Source organism: Methylobacillus arboreus (genome assembly GCF_020532725.1).
In the GTDB taxonomy this organism is placed as follows: Bacteria; Pseudomonadota; Gammaproteobacteria; order Burkholderiales; family Methylophilaceae; genus Methylobacillus; species Methylobacillus arboreus.
Genome location: NZ_JAJAVC010000003.1, coordinates 452,565 through 472,192 on the forward strand (window position 1 = coordinate 452,565; position 19,628 = coordinate 472,192).

At 56.5% G+C, this 19,628-nt stretch carries 13 protein-coding genes; 4 read left to right on the forward strand and 9 right to left on the reverse strand.

All coding sequences use genetic code 11. From position 1 onward, the window contains the following. From mfd to LG198_RS02160, 5 genes are all read right to left on the reverse strand, one after another. Positions 1 to 3,405 carry a transcription-repair coupling factor gene (mfd, locus tag LG198_RS02140; RefSeq protein ID WP_230341523.1) on the reverse strand — a complete coding sequence of 1,135 codons (3,405 nt, stop codon included), beginning with the start codon at positions 3,403 to 3,405 and terminating at the stop codon, positions 1 to 3. A gap of 170 nt (positions 3,406 to 3,575) precedes the next feature. Next, positions 3,576 to 3,845: a DUF2934 domain-containing protein gene (locus tag LG198_RS02145; RefSeq protein ID WP_230341524.1), complete on the reverse strand. Its 270-nt coding sequence runs from the start codon at positions 3,843 to 3,845 to the stop codon at positions 3,576 to 3,578. Between the two features lie 74 nt (positions 3,846 to 3,919). Further along, positions 3,920 to 5,395 (reverse strand): metalloprotease TldD, encoded by a 1,476-nt coding sequence (tldD, locus tag LG198_RS02150; protein WP_230341525.1) that lies wholly within the window; start codon positions 5,393 to 5,395, stop codon positions 3,920 to 3,922. A gap of 185 nt (positions 5,396 to 5,580) precedes the next feature. Next, positions 5,581 to 6,438, reverse strand: a complete 858-nt coding sequence (locus tag LG198_RS02155) for a carbon-nitrogen hydrolase family protein (protein ID WP_230341526.1) — start codon at positions 6,436 to 6,438, stop codon at positions 5,581 to 5,583. Between the two features lie 66 nt (positions 6,439 to 6,504). Next, positions 6,505 to 10,359, reverse strand: coding sequence for a YhdP family protein (locus LG198_RS02160; protein WP_230341527.1), 3,855 nt, complete (start codon positions 10,357 to 10,359; stop codon positions 6,505 to 6,507). A 208-nt stretch (positions 10,360 to 10,567) separates the two neighbouring features. Here LG198_RS02160 and LG198_RS02165 point away from each other — a divergent pair, with 208 nt between their 5' ends. Continuing rightward, a complete protein-coding gene (locus tag LG198_RS02165) occupies positions 10,568 to 12,481 on the forward strand; it encodes an ATP-binding cassette domain-containing protein (RefSeq protein ID WP_230341528.1) in 1,914 nt (637 codons plus the stop codon). A gap of 194 nt (positions 12,482 to 12,675) precedes the next feature. Next, positions 12,676 to 13,242, forward strand: a complete 567-nt coding sequence (locus tag LG198_RS02170) for a hypothetical protein (RefSeq protein ID WP_230341529.1) — start codon at positions 12,676 to 12,678, stop codon at positions 13,240 to 13,242. A 193-nt stretch (positions 13,243 to 13,435) separates the two neighbouring features. Here the strand turns inward: LG198_RS02170 and LG198_RS02175 are convergent, their stop codons facing one another. Continuing rightward, positions 13,436 to 13,951 carry a Spy/CpxP family protein refolding chaperone gene (locus LG198_RS02175; protein WP_230341530.1) on the reverse strand — a complete coding sequence of 172 codons (516 nt, stop codon included), beginning with the start codon at positions 13,949 to 13,951 and terminating at the stop codon, positions 13,436 to 13,438. A 370-nt stretch (positions 13,952 to 14,321) separates the two neighbouring features. On the opposite strand from LG198_RS02175, the gene LG198_RS02180 reads away from it, so the two are divergent. Next, positions 14,322 to 14,987, forward strand: a complete 666-nt coding sequence (locus LG198_RS02180) for a response regulator transcription factor (RefSeq protein ID WP_230342044.1) — start codon at positions 14,322 to 14,324, stop codon at positions 14,985 to 14,987. 2 nt (positions 14,988 to 14,989) lie between these two features. Continuing rightward, positions 14,990 to 16,381 carry a HAMP domain-containing sensor histidine kinase gene (locus tag LG198_RS02185; protein ID WP_230341531.1) on the forward strand — a complete coding sequence of 464 codons (1,392 nt, stop codon included), beginning with the start codon at positions 14,990 to 14,992 and terminating at the stop codon, positions 16,379 to 16,381. Positions 16,382 to 16,389: 8 nt separating this feature from the next. Here the strand turns inward: LG198_RS02185 and LG198_RS02190 are convergent, their stop codons facing one another. Genes LG198_RS02190 through LG198_RS02200 form a run of 3 tightly spaced genes read right to left on the reverse strand, consistent with a single transcriptional unit; the run spans position 16,390 to position 19,589 of the window. Continuing rightward, on the reverse strand, positions 16,390 to 17,613 hold the full coding sequence (locus LG198_RS02190; protein WP_230341532.1) for a glycosyltransferase family 4 protein: 1,224 nt from the start codon (positions 17,611 to 17,613) through the stop codon (positions 16,390 to 16,392). Between the two features lie 2 nt (positions 17,614 to 17,615). Beyond that, positions 17,616 to 18,008, reverse strand: a complete 393-nt coding sequence (locus tag LG198_RS02195) for a YchJ family protein (RefSeq protein WP_230341533.1) — start codon at positions 18,006 to 18,008, stop codon at positions 17,616 to 17,618. A gap of 6 nt (positions 18,009 to 18,014) precedes the next feature. Then, complete coding sequence (locus tag LG198_RS02200) at positions 18,015 to 19,589, reverse strand: peptide chain release factor 3 (protein ID WP_230341534.1); 1,575 nt, start codon at positions 19,587 to 19,589, stop codon at positions 18,015 to 18,017. Positions 19,590 to 19,628 lie beyond the last annotated feature (39 nt).

Here is a 19,628-nt window from a genome sequence, read left to right on the forward strand (position 1 = left end):
TCAGGCGAGTTCCTTTAATAGGTTCTTGATAAAGTCGGTACGCGGCAAAATGCCGGGGTATTGTACCGTAACCCTGAGCTTGTCCGGGCCGTTCATGCGGCAACGGCGGTCGCGTTGCAGCAGCGCGATGAGCTTGGTTGGGTCTAACTCAGTACTGGGTGCAAAATGGAGTTGGATCGTGGAATCGCTAGCGTCTATCTTGTTGATGCCGAGCGGCTTGGCGGCAATACGCAGGCGATGGCAGGCCATCAGTGCCTCGCCTTGTTCCGGCAATAGGCCGAAACGGTCGATCAGTTCTTCCTGCATGGCGTCCAGGTCGTCGTCGTCATTACAGTTGGCAAGACGCTTGTAGAGCACCAGGCGCTCGTGAACGTCGGGACAGTAATCATTGGGCAGCAGGGCGGGCGTATGCAGGTTGATTTCCGTGGTAACCCCGAGAGGCGCAGAAAGGTCTGGCTCCTTGCCGGCCTTGAGCTGCTTCACCGCATGGCTGAGCATTTCCGAATAGAGCGTGAAGCCGATTTCCTGCATCTCGCCGCTCTGGCTGTCGCCGAGCAATTCGCCTGCACCACGGATTTCCAAGTCGTGCATCGCAAGATGGAAGCCGGCCCCCAGGTCTTCCAGCAACTGGATCGCATCCAGGCGTTTCTGCGCCTGCGGCGTGATGTTGCGGTCAGGGTCGGTCAGCAGGTAGGCATAGGCCTGGTGGTGAGAGCGTCCCACACGTCCGCGCAACTGGTGAAGCTGAGCCAATCCAAACATGTCGGCCCGGTTCATGATAATGGTATTGGCCGTCGGCACGTCGATGCCGGTTTCGATGATGGTAGTGCACAGCAGCAGGTTGAAGCGCTGCTGGTAGAAGTCGCGCATCACATGCTCCAGCTCGCGTTCTCGCAACTGGCCGTGCGCGATGCCGATGTGGGCCTCGGGCAGGATTTTCTCCAGTTTTTCCTTCATGACGAAGATGGTGTCCACCTCGTTATGCAGGAAATACACCTGGCCGCCGCGCTTGAACTCGCGCATGGCGGCTTCGCGGATGATGCCTTCGGAATAATTCGTGGCAAAGGTCTTGATCGCCAGGCGCTTCTGCGGCGGCGTGGCGATTACCGAGAATTCGCGCAGTCCCTCCATTGCCATCGACAGGGTGCGCGGGATAGGAGTCGCGGTCAGCGTCAGCACGTCCACTTCTGCACGCATGGCTTTGAGTTGTTCCTTCTGCCGTACGCCGAAGCGGTGTTCTTCGTCTAGGATCACGAGGCCGAGGTTCTTGAACTTGATGTCCTTCTGGATCAGGCGGTGGGTGCCGATGATGATATCGATACTGCCATCCTCTAGGCCCTTGAGAGATTGGGCCTGTTCCTTGGCGGTGCGAAAGCGCGAAATCTCGGCAATTTTCACCGGCCAGTCGGCAAAGCGGTCGCTGAAGTTGTTGTAATGTTGTTCGGCGAGCAGGGTAGTGGGTACGAGCACGGCTACCTGGCGGCCACCCATGACGGCGACGAAGGCGGCGCGCAATGCTACTTCGGTCTTGCCGAAACCGACATCGCCGCACACCAGCCGGTCCATTGGCCGTCCGGATTGCATATCGTTGATCACGGCCTCGATAGCGGCCAGCTGGTCTGACGTTTCCTCAAACGGGAAGCTCTCGGCGAAGGCTTCATAATCATGCAGGCCGAGCTTGAAGGCGTGGCCTTTGCGCGCCGCGCGTTGAGCATAAAGGTTGAGCAGCTCGGCGGCAGTGTCGCGCACCTGCTTCAGGGCTTTCTTCTTGGCTTTTTCCCAATGGCCGCTGCCGAGGCGGTGCAAAGGGGCGGACTCCGGCGGGCCGCCGGAATAGCGCGAGATCAGGAATAATTGCGATACCGGCACGTAGAGCTTATCGTCGCCGGCATATTCGAGCAGCAGGAACTCGGTCTCTCCTTCGCCAAAGTCGATATTGACCAGGCCGCGGTAACGGCCGACGCCATGCTGCTCATGTACCACCGGGTCATGCTCGCGCAGCTCGGAGAGGTCTTTCAGCATGCCCTCGGTATTGCGCTGCTTTTCCTTGTCGCGGCGCCGTTGCTGACGCACGGTGTTGGCGTAGAGCTCGGCTTCGGTAATGACGGCAATGTCTTTCAAGGCAAAGCCGCCATGCAACGGGCTAATGCCCAGCATGACCGGCGCTTTGCCAGACTGGAAGCCGGTCCAGTCGTCACAGGCCTCGTAGGCAATGCCGTGATCGGTGAAAAGTTGCGCCATGGTTTCGCGGCGGCCCAGGCTTTCAGCAGCAATCAGAATGCGCCCTTTGAAACGGCGGATGTAGTCTTCAAGTTTGTGTAGCGGTTTTTCCGCGCGTCGATCCACTTCCAGCGCCGGGAGTTTCTTCTCCGTATCCAGGCTGAGCTGTACACGCGCCCAGGCATGGCTCTGGCTGAAAAAATCCTCTGCCTTGATCAGCAATGCTTCCGGCTTGAGGATAGGGCGTTCCGGGTCGTGTGCGAGCTGGCGATAGCGGGATTGCGCATCGTGCCAGAAAGCCTGGGATGCCTGGTCCAGATTACCGTGCAGGCAAAGCAGGGCATCCGCGGGCACATAATCCAGCAGGGTGGAGGTGCTCTCGAAAAACAAGGGCAGGTACCACTCGATACCGCCGCTGGCGAGGCCTTTGGACACATCCTTGTAGATACGGCTGCGCGAGGGGTCGCCCTCGAAGACTTCGCGGAAATTCTGCCGGAAACGTGCAATACCGTTTTCATCCAGCGGAAATTCCTTAGCGGGCAGAAGGCGGACTTCTGCAACCGGATAGAGGCTGCGCTGGGTGTCTACATCAAAGGTGCGGATGGACTCGATTTCGTTATCGAACAGGTCGAGGCGATAGGGCAGTGCGCTGCCCATCGGGTAGAGGTCAATCAGGCCGCCACGCACGCTGAACTCCCCTGGACTCATGACCTGGCTGACATGGTGATAGCCTGCGTTGGCGCATTGGCTGCGTAAAGCCTCGATATCCAGGATCTGGCCCTTTTTCACCATGAAGGTGTGTGCTGCCAGGTAGGCGCTGGGTGGCAGGCGGATCAGCGCGGTAGAAGCGGGCACCAGTACGATGTCACAGCTGTTCTGACTGATCTGGTACAGCGTGGCAAGTCGCTCCGAGATCAGGTCCGGGTGCGGCGAGAAGTGGTCGTAAGGCAGGGTTTCCCAGTCCGGCAGCAGATATACGCGTAGCTGTGGGGCATACCAGGGAATCTCTTCTAATAGGCGCTGGGCATCAAAGGCGCTGGAGGTAATGACGACCACAGGTGCCTTGGCTGATGCCTGCATGCGCTGTGTTGCGAGCTGTGCCAGTGCCAGGCTGTCAGTGCCGGGGACAAGCGGGTTGATGCGGGTTGTTTGACCTGTTGCCGGAATAGGCAGAGAAAACTGCATTGGTTTGCCGTTACATATTGAATAAACGGCTTATTATAGCCTTTGCCGGGTAGGGCAAGCCACTAATGGTGTGGGAATGGATGGCTTTCGGGGATAAATTAAATGGCATTCCAGGCTGTCCGCAAGCGGACACGCCAGGAGCCAGTGCATTAATGACAGGGTCTATGGACCTAGCTGAGCAGTTTGCTGATTTGGGCTTCGGCAGCTGTCCAGTATTCCACCGGGTTGCCGGCAAAGCTATTGCGTTCAGCGAGAAAATAGGCCGCAACTTCAACCATGCGATAACGTTCTTCCGGGCTGATCTGGCTGACCTTGTCTGTGGTCTTTGCCTTGCTGGTACTGGCTTTTCTGGTGGTGGTTTTCTTCTCTGCTGCTGGCTTTGCGATTACGGCCTTGGGTGTTGCGGGTTTCTTGGAGGTGGTGCTTTTGGTTGTAGCCATTTCAATTCCTTTCTTTTGGTCGGGATTTCCATGTTGCTCGGATGTAAAGGCGGTAACCTTCACTTGCCATCATATTAAACCGTTCCGCCCACCGTCAAGCCGTCTATGCGCAATGTGGGCTGGCCTACCCCTACCGGTACGCTCTGGCCTTCCTTGCCGCAGGTACCCACGCCGCTGTCCAATGCCATGTCATTGCCGATCATGGAAACGCGCGTGAGCACATCCGGGCCGTTGCCGATCAGGGTGGCACCCTTGACTGGATAGGCGAGCTTGCCGTCTTCTATCATCCAGGCTTCGGCTGCGGAAAAGACGAATTTGCCGCTGGTAATGTCTACCTGGCCGCCGCCGAAGTTGGCAGCGTACAGGCCTTTTTTCACCGACTTGATGATCTCTTCCGGCGCCATGTTGCCATTGAGCATGTAGGTGTTGGTCATGCGCGGCATCGGAATGTGGGCGTAGGATTCGCGGCGTGCGTTGCCGGTCAGCGCCATGTTCATGAGGCGTGCATTGAGGCTGTCCTGGAGATAGCCGCGCAGGATGCCGTCTTCAATCAGCACGGTGCGCTGGGTAGGGTTGCCTTCGTCATCAATATTGAGCGAGCCGCGGCGGTTGCTGATGGTGCCGTCATCGACGACAGTGAGCCCCTTGGCTGCAACCTGTTGTCCAATGGCATTGCTGAAGGCGGAGCTGCCCTTGCGGTTGAAATCCCCCTCCAGGCCGTGACCAATGGCTTCGTGCAACAGGATGCCAGGCCAGCCAGCGCCCAGGACAACGGTCATGCTGCCTGCAGGGGCAGGCCTGGCCTCGAGGTTGACCAACGCTTGATGGACCGCTTTTTGCGCATAATCCAGCAATACTTCGTCAGTGAAATAGCTGTAGTTGAACCGACCGCCGCCACCAGCGGAACCTTGCTCGCGTCTGCCGTTCTGTTCCGCGATCACCTGGATGGAAAGACGTACCAGCGGGCGCACATCGGCTGCCATGACGCCATCATGGCGTGCCACCATGACCACTTCATATTCGCCAGCAATGGAAGCCATGACCTGGGTGATGCGTGAGTCTTGCTTGCGCGCGAACATTTCGAGCCGTTCCAGTAACTTGACCTTGGCTTCGGCACTGAGGGAAGCAATCGGGTCTTGCGGCAGGTAAAGTTGGGGCGCACTGATGCGCTGTACCGCATGGCCCTGCTTTTCCTCTCCGAGTGCTGCAATGGCACGCGTGGCGCTGGCAGCCTGCTTGAGTGCGGGCAGGTTGATGTCGTCGGAATAGGCAAATGCAGTTTTCTCGCCGCTTACCGCTCGAACGCCGACGCCTTGGTCGATGCTGAAGTTACCGGACTTGACCTGGCCTTCTTCCAGCCCCCAGCTTTCTGCGCGGCTGTACTGAAAATACAGGTCGGCGTAATCCACTTTGTGGGACATGATGTTGCCGATGACGCCTTGCAGGTGGCCCACGTCCAGGCCGCTGGGGGCGAGCAGGGTTTCGGTCGCGGTGTGAAAGTGCGATTCGGCGGCAGGGCTGGATGCAGTAGGCAAAGTGTCGGGTTTCATGGCAGAGAATCTTTAATGTTTGCAGTTGAATACCATCATAGCAGTCCGTCACTGACCCGGAGCTAAGTATTTTCTTTAAATTGCTCTCAATAAATTGGGGCTGCTTGGCTATTTTTTCAAGCCAGGCACTTAGAGCACCTAACAACACTCTCTGGCGTTGTTAGGTGCTCTTAAATAATAATTACTTAAAGCTTGCGGTGTTTCAATGCCGGCAGGCTTTTGCGCAGGCCCTTCAAATATGCTGTATTGATCGAGGAAATCACGACGCCGGAGCCACGTGACAGTCTGTCCTGCACCACGCCCCACGGGTCGACGATCATGCTGTTGCCGTGCGTCTCGCGGCCGGAGGCATGATAGCCGCCCTGGGCCGGTGCCAGCACATAACAGAGGTTTTCGATGGCACGGGCACGGATCAGGGTTTCCCAGTGGGCCTTGCCTGTCGTCTCGGTAAAGGCGGAAGGAATGGCAATGATGTCGACATCGCCCATGGCACGGTAGAGCTCGGGAAAGCGCAGGTCGTAACAGATGGAGAGCCCGAGCTTGCCGAAAGGCGTTTCTACCGTGACTACCGTATCGCCAGGCTCTATGGTTTTCTTTTCCTGGTAGTGTTCCTTGCCAAGCTCGAAGCCGAACAGGTGGATTTTGTCATAACGTGCAGCTAGTTTGCCCTTGTCGTCATAGACCAGGCAGGCATTGCGTACTTTTTCCGGGTTGTCGCATTCCAACGGCACGGACCCGCCGACCAGCCATATCTGGTGTTTTTTTGCGATCTTGGATAGGAAGCGCTGAATCGGGCCGCTGCCTTCTTTTTCCCGCGCTGCGACCTTGTCGGTGTCCTTGAGGCCCATGATGGCGAAATATTCGGGAAGGGCGATGAGCTTTGCGCCCATGTTGACGGCAATCTCGATCAGGCGTTCCGCCTCGCTCAGGTTGGCTGCAACATATGGGCCGGAAGCCATCTGAATGGCGGCAATGCGGTTGATGCCGGGGATGGAGTTTTTTGTCTTGCTCTTGGCAATTTTTTCGTGTGATTTGATAGCCATGTTTTAAATTCTGGACGGATAGTGAATTATCAACTCGGTTTGTTGCATTTGTATGTGCGCTTCAGATTATCTGCCTAGCGGTAATGGTTCTGGGTTTGTGTTGTCGCGCCTGCTTCCGCCCTTGACCTCGACCGGGTTATCCCAGGTGCCGATGAATTCGTATTCGGAAGAGGCGATCTGGTTCAATGGGTCTTTCAATAGTTTTTGCGCGAGATAGGTGGCAGCACCGACTACCGGGCCGCCTGCCAGTGCCGCAATTGAAAGGCTGTCGCTGACATAGGGCGTGACCTTGACCTTGATGTGCTGGGTTTCCTTCTGCAGGTTGGTTTCACCGGTCATCTGCACCAGCGCGGTCGGGCCTTCCAGGCGGAAATCGTCGCTGCGCATGATGCCGTTGTCTATGCGCACATTGGTGCCTATCTTGTCGAAGGCAAAGCCGCTGCTGAATACATCGCGGAAATCGAAGGTAAGGCGGCGCGGCAGGTTTTGCAGGGTCAGCACGCTGAACAGGCGGCCGACGCCGGGCTGTATCTTGAGGATCTGACCCTTGCGCACGTCCAGTTGCAGGTCGCCGCTCAACAGGGTGGTTTCGAAATCGTGAGGACTGCCCGGCCACTTGAGCTGCCCGGTGAGGTTGGCGGTGCCGCCCCGGATGGTATTGGGATAGCCGAAACGTTCCAGGGTCTGGCCCACGTTATTGATTTTCCAGTTGATGTTGAGGCGGGTGTTGGGCGCGCGCTTCCAGTTGTGCCATTCTCCATTTGCCTGAATTTCGCTTTCGGGCGAGGTGATGCGCAGTTTTTCTATGCTCCAGTCATCATCATGCTCATTGGCCAGCAGTTCCAGCTTGCCTAGCTGCTTGGCGCCATATTCAAAGCTATCGGCGACGATGTCCAGCGAGGGGTATTCGGTGACATTGCTTTGCTGGCTGAACTGGCCCTGGGTACGCAACAAGGCGGTATCCGGCGTGGAAGAAGGGATGCTCAAGCGTTTCAGGCGCGCAAGCACTCTGCCGCTTCCCTGATTGAGCCATTGGATGTCCCCCGTCATTTCCTTGCTTTGAACCTGCATCTGCCAGCCATCCTTGATAGAGTTGGCAGCAAGCTTGAGTTCATTGATGCGCCGGTCAAACACATCCAATTTGTTGATGTTGAGGTCTATCTTTTTGATATCGATGGTCTGGTTGGCATGTTGGCTATTATCTTGTGGGCTGCTTGAAAGCTCGCGCCACTCATCCACATCCAGGTGGTCGATATTGCCGTGCACGGTGAGGCCGGGCTGTTGGGACAATGTCGGCGCTACATTGAAGCCGATGTCCCCGCGCTCCAGCTTCCAGTTCCCATTGTTTTGCTTGGTGCGGACCAGTAAGGCGCCCAGCGTGTTGCCATAGCTGATGTTGATATTGTCCTGCTGAGCATTGATTTGTTTTTTCTCTATCTTGAGCGGCACGCTGTCATTCATCGCCTTGTTCAGCGGGAAGGGCAGGCTGGCAGCCATCCCTTGCAGGTTGGATTGAATGGTAATGTCTGCGCCGTTCTGGCCGACGTTGATATTGCCGTTCCACTCGGCGTTGCCGAAGACGCGATCAAATATGCCGGGGCCGAAACCGGCGCGCAAGCCGGCATCGCTCACCTGGCCGCGCGCAGTGATGCGGACGGTCTTGTCTTTGCCGGTATTCAGGCTGACCTGTGCCGGTCCGCCATATACCCAGGTGCTAAGGTTTTGCCCTCGCAACCCGGTTTCGGTGAAATCCAGCCGGCCATTGATGCGGGTCAGCGGCGGGATATCCCCACTGGTAAGGCTGCCATCCGAGATGGTGTAACTGCCTTTGGCCTTGGTGGTGTTGACGTCATGCAATGGAATCTGCAAATCAAGCGCAAGTTTGCCATTGCCGCTTGTTTGCAGGCCTTGCGTAAATCCACCAGTGATGTCAACGAGCGGGCTGTTATTGAGGTACTGGATGCCATTGCTGACAGGCCCTTGGCCTTCGCTGACCACGCTCAGCACTGGCTGCTGTGCTGCCAGGTTGGGGATGACCACCTTGCTTTTGATCACCTGGGTGCCCAGGGTTGTACCTTTGTTGGCATTGAGTTCCATGCGGTTACCTTCAAACAGCATGTCCAGGGCGATGTTTTCAATTTTGGGCCATTCGGAGGCAAACTTGAGCTCGCCATCATGAATCTTGGCCTTGACCTGGAACAGGCCATTCTTGTTGCCTGCAAACGGAAAATCGCGCAAATGGCCCTTGACGATCACACTGACATCCTCGCTCTTGCCGACCAATATGGCGTTATCCAGCCATTCGGTCGTACGCTCGCCCAGTATCAATGGGTAGTAAAAGCGAGCATATTTGCCGTCCACGCGGTTGAACTTGGCAATCAGTTCCAGCAGCCCGCCCTTCACCTGGTTGTGCTGAAAGCTTGCATTGACGGCGCCGGCAAGATGCTGGTTGGCAATATTGAGGTTGTTGACGCGGATTTCAGGCTTGCCGTCATTGGTCTTCCACTTGACCTGGCCTGTGAGTTTGTCCACTGGTAGCGGCCAGCGCAAGATACCTTTGAAATCCAGCTCGGCATTGCGCGAATTGAGCGTGAGGCTACCGTTGTTTTCATCCGCAGTGATATTGCCGCTCAACTGTTTGAAGCCGGGAATATTGGCATAGGGCTGCATGCCCAGGTCGCTGAATTGCGTGCTTACCCGGTATTTTTCCGGGAATCCGCCTTGGCTGGTCCATTCCAGGCTGAGCTTGTGCAGGTCGCCTTCGGGCTTGATCTCATGCAGGGTTTGCCGCAGCTTGTCAGGCAATGGCAGGTGGGCGGTGAGGAGATGGGCAGATGCCAGTGATATTTCATCCAGCGCGATATTGCCTTCAATCGATTGCTTTTCAGCGGACTTGCGCTCGCGGATTGCGATCTTGCCATTCTGCATGTCCAGGCCGGCCGGCGTGACAATCTTGAGATTTTCGGCAGTGAGTTCCTGACCATCCTTGTGCTGGATCCAGGTCAGCCTGCCGGATAACGTGTTCAACCTGGCTTCAGGCTGGTCCTTGATAATGCGGCTGACCACGTTGTGCAATATCACATCGCTGGTGAGTTTCTTTGGTGCGCCATTGGCAAATTCCAGCCATGCCCTGGTGGCGCCATATCCCTGGCGGATATCGATCAGTTGCTCAGGCAGCCACTGGCGCCAGGCGGCAATGTCAGTGCCATCGGCATGCACGTACAAGGTGCCACGCCAGTCATTAATCTGGCTGACATCCTTGCCGTAAAGATTGCCGCGCACGTCAATTGGCCCGGTGGCTGCCGCAGAAGGAATGGCCTGCAGGCCAAAGCGATGGTGACCGATCAGGCCTCCCCAGGCCGGGCTTTCAATATGCAGGTTGAGGTTGTCGAAACTGAGCGGCGGTGCTTTTCTTACTTCATCATGCCAAGTGATATTGGCATTGCGGACATCAATGCTGGCCTGGCGCAAGAGCCAATTGGCAAACTCTGGCCGTGCAGGGCCGCCAGTCGCAATGCCTGCAATGTAAATAGTGCTATCTTCCTCGCGGCGTATGCTTAGCGCCGGGTCGTGGATGATGAGCGAGCTGAGGCGAGGTTCGAGCAAGGGAATGCTGAGCCACGATACGCTGGCTTCAATGTGCTTGAATGATAGCGCCACGCGTTGCTCATGGTCGTAAATGTCGATATCGCGCAAGGTCAAGCGCGGATTCAGGCCATTCCAGTTGGCATGGATGTGCTTGATTGTCACTGGCTGGCCGAGCGCATCGCTGACCTTCGCGGCGATGCGCTCGCGGTATTCCCCGATGTTGGGCAGGATCAGGTAGCGCAGGCTGAGTACAACGACAGAGAACGCAATGATGGCGAACCACAGCGCGGCGAGGGTGGCGCGGTAACACCAGAGCAAGGACTTTTTGACCATATTGTTTTATTGCACCATTATCGCCGGAATCCGCACGATTTGTGCCATTGAGAAGCATGTTGTATCAGTATGCATAGAGTATTTCATTGGCACGGTAGTTGGTCAACGCTTGAAGGGCGAAAGTTGCTGAGATTGGCTTACAATGACAATTGTTTACAAACTATTTCCTTCAGAAGTTACCCTTCCTTGTTCAGTTGAGTAGAAATTCTTGATTCAGTTAAAAAATATTAAGCTATATCGTGGCGTCAAGTGTTTGGTGGAAGGCGCAAGCTTTCAGTTGCATCCCGGCCACAAGGTCGGCCTCACCGGTGCGAACGGGGCAGGTAAGTCCAGTGTGTTTGCCATGTTGCGCGGCGAGTTGCATCCCGAATCCGGTGAACTTGAAATCCCGCAGCACTGGATCATCGCCCATGTCGCGCAGGAGACCCCGGCGCTTGCCGATGCTGCGATCGAATTCACCCTGGATGGCGATGTAGAGCTCAGGCAGGTTGAAGCGGCACTACGTGACGCAGAAGCAGCAGGCGATGGCGAGAAAGTGGGCGAGCTGTATGCCCGCCTCGGCGAGATTGACGGCTATTCCGCGCGTGCGCGTGCGGCCGAACTTTTGCATGGCCTGGGCTTTAGCAATGCTGATTTGCAGCGCCCGGTTTCCGATTTCTCCGGCGGCTGGCGCGTGCGCCTCAACCTCGCACGAGCATTGATGTGCCGCTCTGACCTATTGCTACTTGATGAGCCAACCAACCACCTCGACCTCGATGCCGTGATCTGGCTGGAAAACTGGCTCAAGGATTACCGCGGCACCTTGCTGCTGATCTCGCATGACCGGGATTTCCTCGATGCCATCGTCAACCATATTGCCCATATCGAACAGCAAAAACTGACCCTGTACCGTGGCGGATATTCCGATTTTGAACGCCAGTGTGCCGAACGACTGGCGCAACAGCAGGCAAGTTACGATCGCCAGCAGCGCGAAGTGGCGCACTTGCAGAAATATATCGACCGTTTTCGTGCCCAGGCTACCAAAGCCAGACAGGCACAAAGCCGCATCAAGATGCTGGAACGCATGGAGCTGATCAATGCGGCGCATGTGGACAGTCCATTCAGCTTCAGTTTCCGTGAGCCATTGGCAGCGCCTGATCCTCTGCTGGTGCTGGACGAGGCCGATGCAGGCTATTATCAATCCACCCAAGCCACCACCATCCTGCAGCGCATCATGCTGACCTTGCGCCCAGGCGAGCGTGTCGGCTTGCTCGGCCGCAACGGCGCAGGCAAGTCTACCCTGATCAAGCTGCTTGCCAATACCATGACACCCTTGCAAGGCAAGCGGGTGGAAGGCAAGGATTTGCGCCTGGGCTACTTTGCCCAACACCAGCTCGAGCAACTACGTCCCGACGAATCGCCGTTGCAGCACATGCTGCGCCTTGATCCTGCCACGCGCGAGCAGGAGCACCGCAATTACCTTGGCGGTTTCGATTTTCGTGGCGATATGGCCGCCGGTGCGGTCGGTGCGTTTTCCGGCGGCGAGAAATCCAGGCTGGCGCTGGCTTTGCTGATTTGGCAACGTCCTAATTTGCTGCTGCTGGATGAGCCGACCAACCACCTGGACCTGGAAATGCGCCATGCACTCACTATGGCCTTGCAGGACTACCAGGGCGGCATGGTGCTGGTCTCGCATGACCGGGCTTTGCTGCGTGCCACCTGCGACCACTTCCTGCTGGTGGCGGATGGCAAGGTGCAGGAGTTCGACGGCGACCTCGAGGATTACCGCGATTGGCTCAACGAGCAGCGCTTGCGCGACAAGGCCGAGGAGGAAAAAGCCAAGCCCGAAGCGGCGCCCAATGCCCGCGCGCAAAACAAGGCAGAACGCCATGCACGGCTTCAGGAGCGAAGGCCACTGCTGAAGGAGCTTGAACAGATAGAAAAGAAAATGGCCGCCTGGCAGCCGGAAAAGAACCAATTGGAGCAGGCATTGGCTGCTCCGGAGCTATATCAGGAAGCGGACAAAACCCGCCTGCAAACCCTGCAGAAGCGCCAAGCCGAGCTGGAGCAACAATTAACTCATGCCGAGGAGCGCTGGCTCGGCCTGCATGAGCAGCTCGAAGCCTTGCCTGAAATCGACTAGTGCACTGTCCCGTCAATCACTTGCATATGAAAGCGCGCCTTCGTCCCCCTGCCGGCGTTGCAAATCCGCGCGATAGCTACGACTATCGCTGTGGTGTGCGCCTTGCCAGGAGAACGAATGCATCGCTTTCATTTCATGCAAATATTGACGGGACAGTACACTAAAAGCTGCAACAAGAACCACGAAGGAAAACCATGGAAATCCGTTACTCCCAAAGACTTAGTCTGACTTACGCCTTGTGCCTGAACGAGGCACGTGCAAATGCCGGCGAGCCGCCCAGCACCAATCTTGAAGACTATGACGTTCTTGAAGCCTCGACCTACCTTGCCTGTTACATCACCTTCCGCGCCATCCAGCATGCCGGGCGCTCACCTGCCGATGAACGCGTAGAAAACTTCGACATGCTGGCCGTGTACCAAGCATACGCGATGCTGGTGTATACCTACCTGACCCTGCCATTGGGCGAGGAGGGCATAGAGCCGGATTACAAGGCGGCTGCCATTACCATTGCACGTTCCCTGTTTGCCGAGCTTGAGAACGAGGAATTGGCCGAGATTATCGAGTCAGGCGGGCACAAGTACCAGTTGATCGGCGATGCCGAAGCTGAGCATTGGATGAATTACCGACAGGATGTCGAGAAGGTGCTAATAGCCTTTGTCATCGCAGCTACCGATGAAGAGTCTCCGTTTGATAAGGAGGAGCTAGTACCCATGTTAGGCGCTCTGCTCAGTATACTGTGTGAGGCATTTGCAAGCGAATAGCGGCGCATTTTGGCGGCCTCTACTGGTATCAAAATGGCCAGAGTCAGTGTGCCCTTGACTGCATCCCTGGCGGTAATGGTTTCATAGGCCGCCATTAACAGGTCGATCTGGTTGCTCACATCATGATGGTCCTGGGCAGGCTGCTGCCGGTATTCCACCGTCTCCCTGGCACTCAAGCCTGTACAACAACGGCTTAATGAGTGGGCGGAGTTCCCCTTGGCTTGTCCCCAGGTTGCGGAAGATGTTCCGGCCTGCCTTTCCCCGAGTGTTGCCTGTTTTCCAGCTTTGCGCGTTGTTCTTGGGTAAGCAGTGTGCGAATTCGCGCCTCTGTATTGACACGGGAAAAAATGGCGTCGGCCTGTAAACGCCCCAGTTCAGTTGCCAGTTGCCTGGCTTTTTTCTCGTCCAGGGTGGGAGCTTTTGCCAATGTGTCGATTTCCTCACGCAGTTTGCGTTGCTGCTTGAAGTTGTCGCGTACGGCAGGAGCTTCCGCATGCAGCAATTGAAAGATTTTGTCTTCCTGGGCTTCGTTGAGATCTAGCCGGGCTATATGTGGCGGCAAGCTTGGGCCTTCATGGAAGAAACCGGGCGCTGGCCTGAATGGAGCATCGCCAGCGAGTAATGGCTCAGCCTGTGCAAATAGGCTGACCAGGCCGATGACGGCGCCGGTGATGATGCTTGAATAGAAATAGGTGCTGGCAGTTTTCATGATTTTCCTCTCAGGGTATGGTTTGTTTCAGTGGGAAATTCTGCTGCCTGACGTTGTTAGATGCTGTTAACTATGGGTAAAGAAAGGTAAATATTGCCTGTGGCAGATGTTGTGGATACGGCTGAGCCTATATCATGGCGATGGCGATAACAGTGTTAGAGCCTGTTCAATGTCATTTCATGGGTACGTTGCCCTGCCATGGCAGGGCAACCCGGAGGGCATGGGCCCCAAACGCGCCCGCTCCGCGTTGCAGTCCTTGGCGAGGTAATAAACATCACCTGCGGCCCGCGCCTTGACCGGACGCGTTTTGAAACCATGCGTACCTCATGAAATGACATTGAACAGGCTCTTAAAATCCTATGGTTAAAGTATTGATGATGATGTGGAGCTGGTCAAGTTGATCAGGGAGTACCTTGTGCAAGAGGGTTTTGAGGTAGAGTGTGCCCATGACGGAGAAACCGGCATTGTTTATGCAGAATCGCTAGCTCCTTCATTAATCGTGCTGGACGTCATGATGCCCAAGCTCAATGGTATAGAAGTGCTGCGGCGCATCCGTGCTTCCAGCAATGTGCCGGTGTTGATGCTGACGGCCAAGGGTGATGACGAACACCGCATCGTCGGCCTTGAGCTCGGGGCTGACGATTATGTGCCCAAGCCATGTACGCCTCGCGAACTTGTGGCGCGGATCAGGGCTATCTTGCGCCGCATCATGCCTTCAAGCGAACAGCAACAAGTACATATTACGGTAGGAGCACTTTCGCTCTGGCCTGAGAGGCGGTTGGTCGAGTGGGCAGGACAACCAGTCAATCTGACCAGCACGGAATTCAACTTGCTTGAGGTCCTAGTGAGGCAAGCCGGACGCGTGGTAAGCAAAAGCGATCTCTCTACGCTCGGCCTGGGGCGGCCATTGTCGCGCTTTGACCGTACCATTGACGTGCATCTGAGCAGCATCCGGCAGAAGCTGGGTGTTCTTGCCGATGGCCGCCAATGCATACAAACCGTATACCGCATGGGGTATCAATTGATAAAAGAATAGCCATGGGCCGTTTGTTCTGGAAGTTCTTTTTCTTTTTTGTGCTGGCGCAGATGACGTCCATCATCGGCGTGAGCCTGTTTTTCTGGTTCTCTGCCAATCAGGCCAGCGAGCGGCTGGAGCGTGAACTGCGCAGTGATCCGATGGGGATGGCATTGCTCGAAGCGGCAGCCGGCGCCTTGCACCATGGCGGCGAGGCTGCCTTGTCCGATTTGTTGCAGCAGTGGTCCAGCAAGCCCATGCCACAGGTTTATGCGGTAAATGAGGCAGAACAAGAGCTGTTGCAGCGGCCCTTGCCTTCCTATATAGACGAGCTATTGGATTCGGAACGTGGCGTTGTGATTGGCCAAGCGCCGGATGGCAGGGCATTCCGCCTGTTTGTGCTCGATGGACGCCATATGGGGGCTCGTTCCGGAAGGCCGCCAGGCCAGGACATGCGTGGCGGCATGCGGCCGCCTGGCCCTCCGCCCGAGGGAGGCAGGCCGCCCCCAGGGCCGCAAGGGCCTATATTCCCCTGGACTCCAGTATGGGTAGGCTTGATTGCAAGCCTGATGTTTGCCGGCCTGTTGGCTTGGTATGTTTCCCATCCGATCAAGGTGTTGCGTAATGCATTCGAACGAGCGGCGGGCGGCAACCTCAAAGCTAAAGTCAGCCCGGCCATGGGCCGGCGCCGGGATGAGCTCGCCGACCTCGGGCATGGTTTCGACCGCATGACCGAGCAGTTGGATGCATCGATTCAAGGACAAAAACGCTTGCTGCATTATGTCTCACATGAAATGCGCTCGCCGCTGGCACGCCTGCAGGTGGGTATCGGGCTGGCCAAACAAAATCCGGAGCGGCTGGAGTCTACCCTGGACCGTATCGAGATGGAGTCGGTGCGCATGGATAAGCTGCTGGGTGAAGTCCTTGAGCTATCCCGGCTGGAGTCCGGCATTATGGCCATCAAGAAGGAAAGGCTCATGCTCGGAGAGCTGCTGGAAGGCGTGGTGGAGGATGCGCGTTTCGAGGCCTCGGCCAAGCATGTGGATATACAGAGCAATATCGCGATTAACGCCGAGATAGAGGCCCAGCCTGACCTTTTGTACCGTGCGTTGGAAAACATCTTGCGCAACGCTATCAAGTATAGCCCGGATTCCAGCGAGGTCATGTTGGGAACCCGGTTAAGCAACGGCCATATTATTGTGGCGATTTCAGATAGTGGTGCGGGTATTCCGGAGGCTGAACTGGGCAAGATTTTTCAGCCTTTTTACCGCGCGGACAGTTCCGGCAGTGTCACTGGCCACGGCTTGGGACTGGCAATCACCAAGCAGGTGCTCGACCTGCACGGAGGCAGTATCTATCTGCAAAATCGCACGGGTGGCGGCTTGCTGGTGGAGGTATTGCTGCCTATCGCTTGATGGCTTGTTTAAACCGGCGGGCGTTTCAGCAGGTCATTGAACAGATCGCGATAAGCGTTAATTCCCTCCGGTAAGGGGTAGCGTTCCAGAATGGTGGCTCTTGCCGCGTCACGCATGGCTTGTAATTGGTCTGAAGCAGACAACACCCTGTCCACTGCATCAGCCAATTGCTGGCTTGAAAAGAAATCCACCAGCAGCCCGTTTTCTTCATGATGAATGACTTCTTCTACCGGCGCGGTACGTGAGCCTATCACCAGACAGCCTGCTGACATGGCTTCGAGCATGGACCAGGACAACACGAAAGGCACAGTGAGGTAGATGTGCGCTGAGGAAACCTGCAGCACGCGCAGGTATTGCTGATAGGGCAGTTTGCCGAGGAAGTGCACGCGGTTGAGGTCTATGCCCGGAACTTCCTGCAGCAGCTTGGTGCGATAACTTTGTCCATCCGGCAATTTGCGGCCATAACTGACCTCGTCGCCACCGACAATCAGCACGTGGCAATTCGGACGGCGCCTGAGAATCTCCGGGAGAGTACGCATGAAGACATGGAAGCCGCGGTAAGGCTCCAGGTTGCGTGCCGCATAAGTGATTACCTCGTCAGTCCGTGTCAGTGTCAATCCGGAACCCAGCTTGACCCAGGCCGTCGGGTCGGGGCGGGCGGCATCGGTGTTGATGCCTTCATGGATCAGGCGAATCTTGTGCCGGTATTCCAGCGGGTAGAGGTTGCGCTGCCATGCGGTGGGGCTGATGCCGATATCTGCCGCATGCAGCGAGAGCAGGTTGGTGATGTTCTTGGTGCGGATGCGCAGGAAGTCGTCCAGGGCGAGCGGGTATTCGGGGTCGAAGCCCGCATCGGCGCCTGTTGACTGATAGAAGAACTCGAAGAACGTGACAAGTGGCACATCGGGATATATGTCCTTGGGATAGATGGCCTCGCCCCAGCCCATATGGGCGACGATGATATCAGGATGATAGCCGCGCTCCTTCAAATGCAGCAAAGCGCGCGCGACGCTCTGGCCGCGGATCACATGTTCCTCTACCGGTGCCAGATAAGCATGCACCCCCTGGGTGGTTGTGCGGGCAGGCTTGTATTCCATGCGTTGCACGCCTTGCATGCCGGGGGCATGCGCCTCGCACAGGCTCAGTACCTGGTGCGTGCCTTCATCGATCAGCGATTGCGCAATGTGGCGAAATTGCCCGGGGAAATTCTGGTGGATGAAGAGGATCTTCATGCTCAGGCCTCGATGAAGTCGCCGTCGAGATAAAGCCACTGTCCTGCCTGGCAGACAAAGCGACTGGCCTCGTGCAGTTTTTCCGCCTTGCCGTTTACCTTGTATCGGGCGACAAACTCGACTTCTGCCAGGTCTTCTCCAGTATTCTCATGCCGGAGTATATCCAGTCCCAGCCATTTAGCTGGCTGCTCGTCGGCAAGCCTGAGTACAGAAGGGCGGGTGGACGGGTGCCAGGTCTTAAGCAAATAGTCTTCCAGCCCCAATACATAGGCCGCATAGCGCGAGCGCATGAGCGCTTCGGCGCTGGGTGCGGCTTCTCCTTCATGCCAGCGCGCGCAGCACTGGCGGTAGGCAAGGCCGCTATGGCAGGGGCAGTGTGCTGTCTGCGGTTTCATATCCCGCTAGAATATCTCGCGAGTTTCCAGGAACTCAAGCTCTGGGTAGCGTTCCTGCGCCATTTGCAGGTTGACGCGGTTAGGCGCGAGATAGACGTACTCATCATTGCCGTCGAGTGCGACATTGAAACCGTACTTGTCCGCAATCGCCTTGAGGTCGGCATCCGGGCCGCGCAGCCAGCGCGCGGTTGAGCAATCGTAATTCTCGAATACCACATCCACGCCATATTCATGTTCCAGACGATGAGCGACTACGTCGAATTGCAAAGTGCCGATTGCACCCAAGATCAGGTCATTGGAAAGCAAAGGCTTGAACAGTTGCGAGGCGCCTTCTTCGGCAAGTTGCTTGAGGCCGATCTGTAGCTGCTTCATTTTCATTGGGTTCTTGATGCGCGCCCGGCGGAAGTATTCCGGCGCAAATGAAGGAATGCCGATGAATTTGAGGTTCTCACCTTCGGTAAAGGTGTCGCCCAGCTTGACCGTACCATGGTTGGGAATGCCGATGATGTCACCGGAGTAAGCCTCATCCATGGTGGTTCTATCCTGTGCCATGAAAGTGATGGCATTGTTCACCGATAATGTCTTGCCACTCGCCACCTGCTTGATTTTCATGCCGCGTTCAAAACGCCCGGAGCAGATGCGCAGAAATGCAATGCGGTCGCGGTGCTTGGGGTCCATGTTGGCTTGTATCTTGAAGACAAAGCCCGAGAATTTCTCTTCCTCAGGCGCCACGCTCCGGCTGGCGGTGTTGCGCGGCAGCGGCGCGGGGGACAGTTCAATAACGGCATCCAGCAGCGATTGTACGCCGAAGTTGTTGATGGCCGAGCCGAAGAATACCGGGGTTTGCTTGCCATTGAGGTAGGCCTGTTTGTCGAAAGCATTGGAAGCGCCGCGCACCAATTCTACATCCACACGCAGGTTATCCGCTTGCGAGCCGATCAGTTCGTCCAGGCGCGGGTTGTCCAGGCCCTGGATGATTTCCGCCGTGCCTTTTTCCGCATGAGGATCGAAGAAGCTGATCGTGTCATTGTATAAATGGTAGACCCCGCGGAAGCTCTTGCCCATGCCTATCGGCCAGGTCATGGGGGCGCATTGCATACCCAATGTGGATTCGATCTCGTCGAGCAATTCGATGGGCGCGCGCGATTCCCGGTCCAGCTTGTTGATGAAGGTGAGGATGGGCGTATCGCGCATGCGGCAGACATTGAGCAGCTTGATGGTTTGCGCTTCCACGCCGTTGACCGAGTCAATCACCATGACGGCGGAATCCACGGCAGTCAGGGTGCGGTAGGTATCTTCGGAAAAGTCGTCGTGGCCCGGGGTATCGAGCAGGTTGACCATATGCTCGCGGTAGGGGAACTGCATCACCGAGGATGTGACGGAAATACCGCGCTGCTTTTCCAGCTCCATCCAGTCTGAGGTGGCATGGCGCGCTGCCTTGCGTCCGCGCACCTCGCCCGCTACCTGGATGGCACCGCCGAACCAGAGGAGTTTTTCGGTGAGGGTGGTTTTACCCGCATCCGGGTGGGAGATAATCGCAAAGGTGCGACGGCGCTGGATTTCTGAACTCAAGCTGGACATATAAGACTTTGAAAGCTGGGCAAAGGCGCTATTTTACCT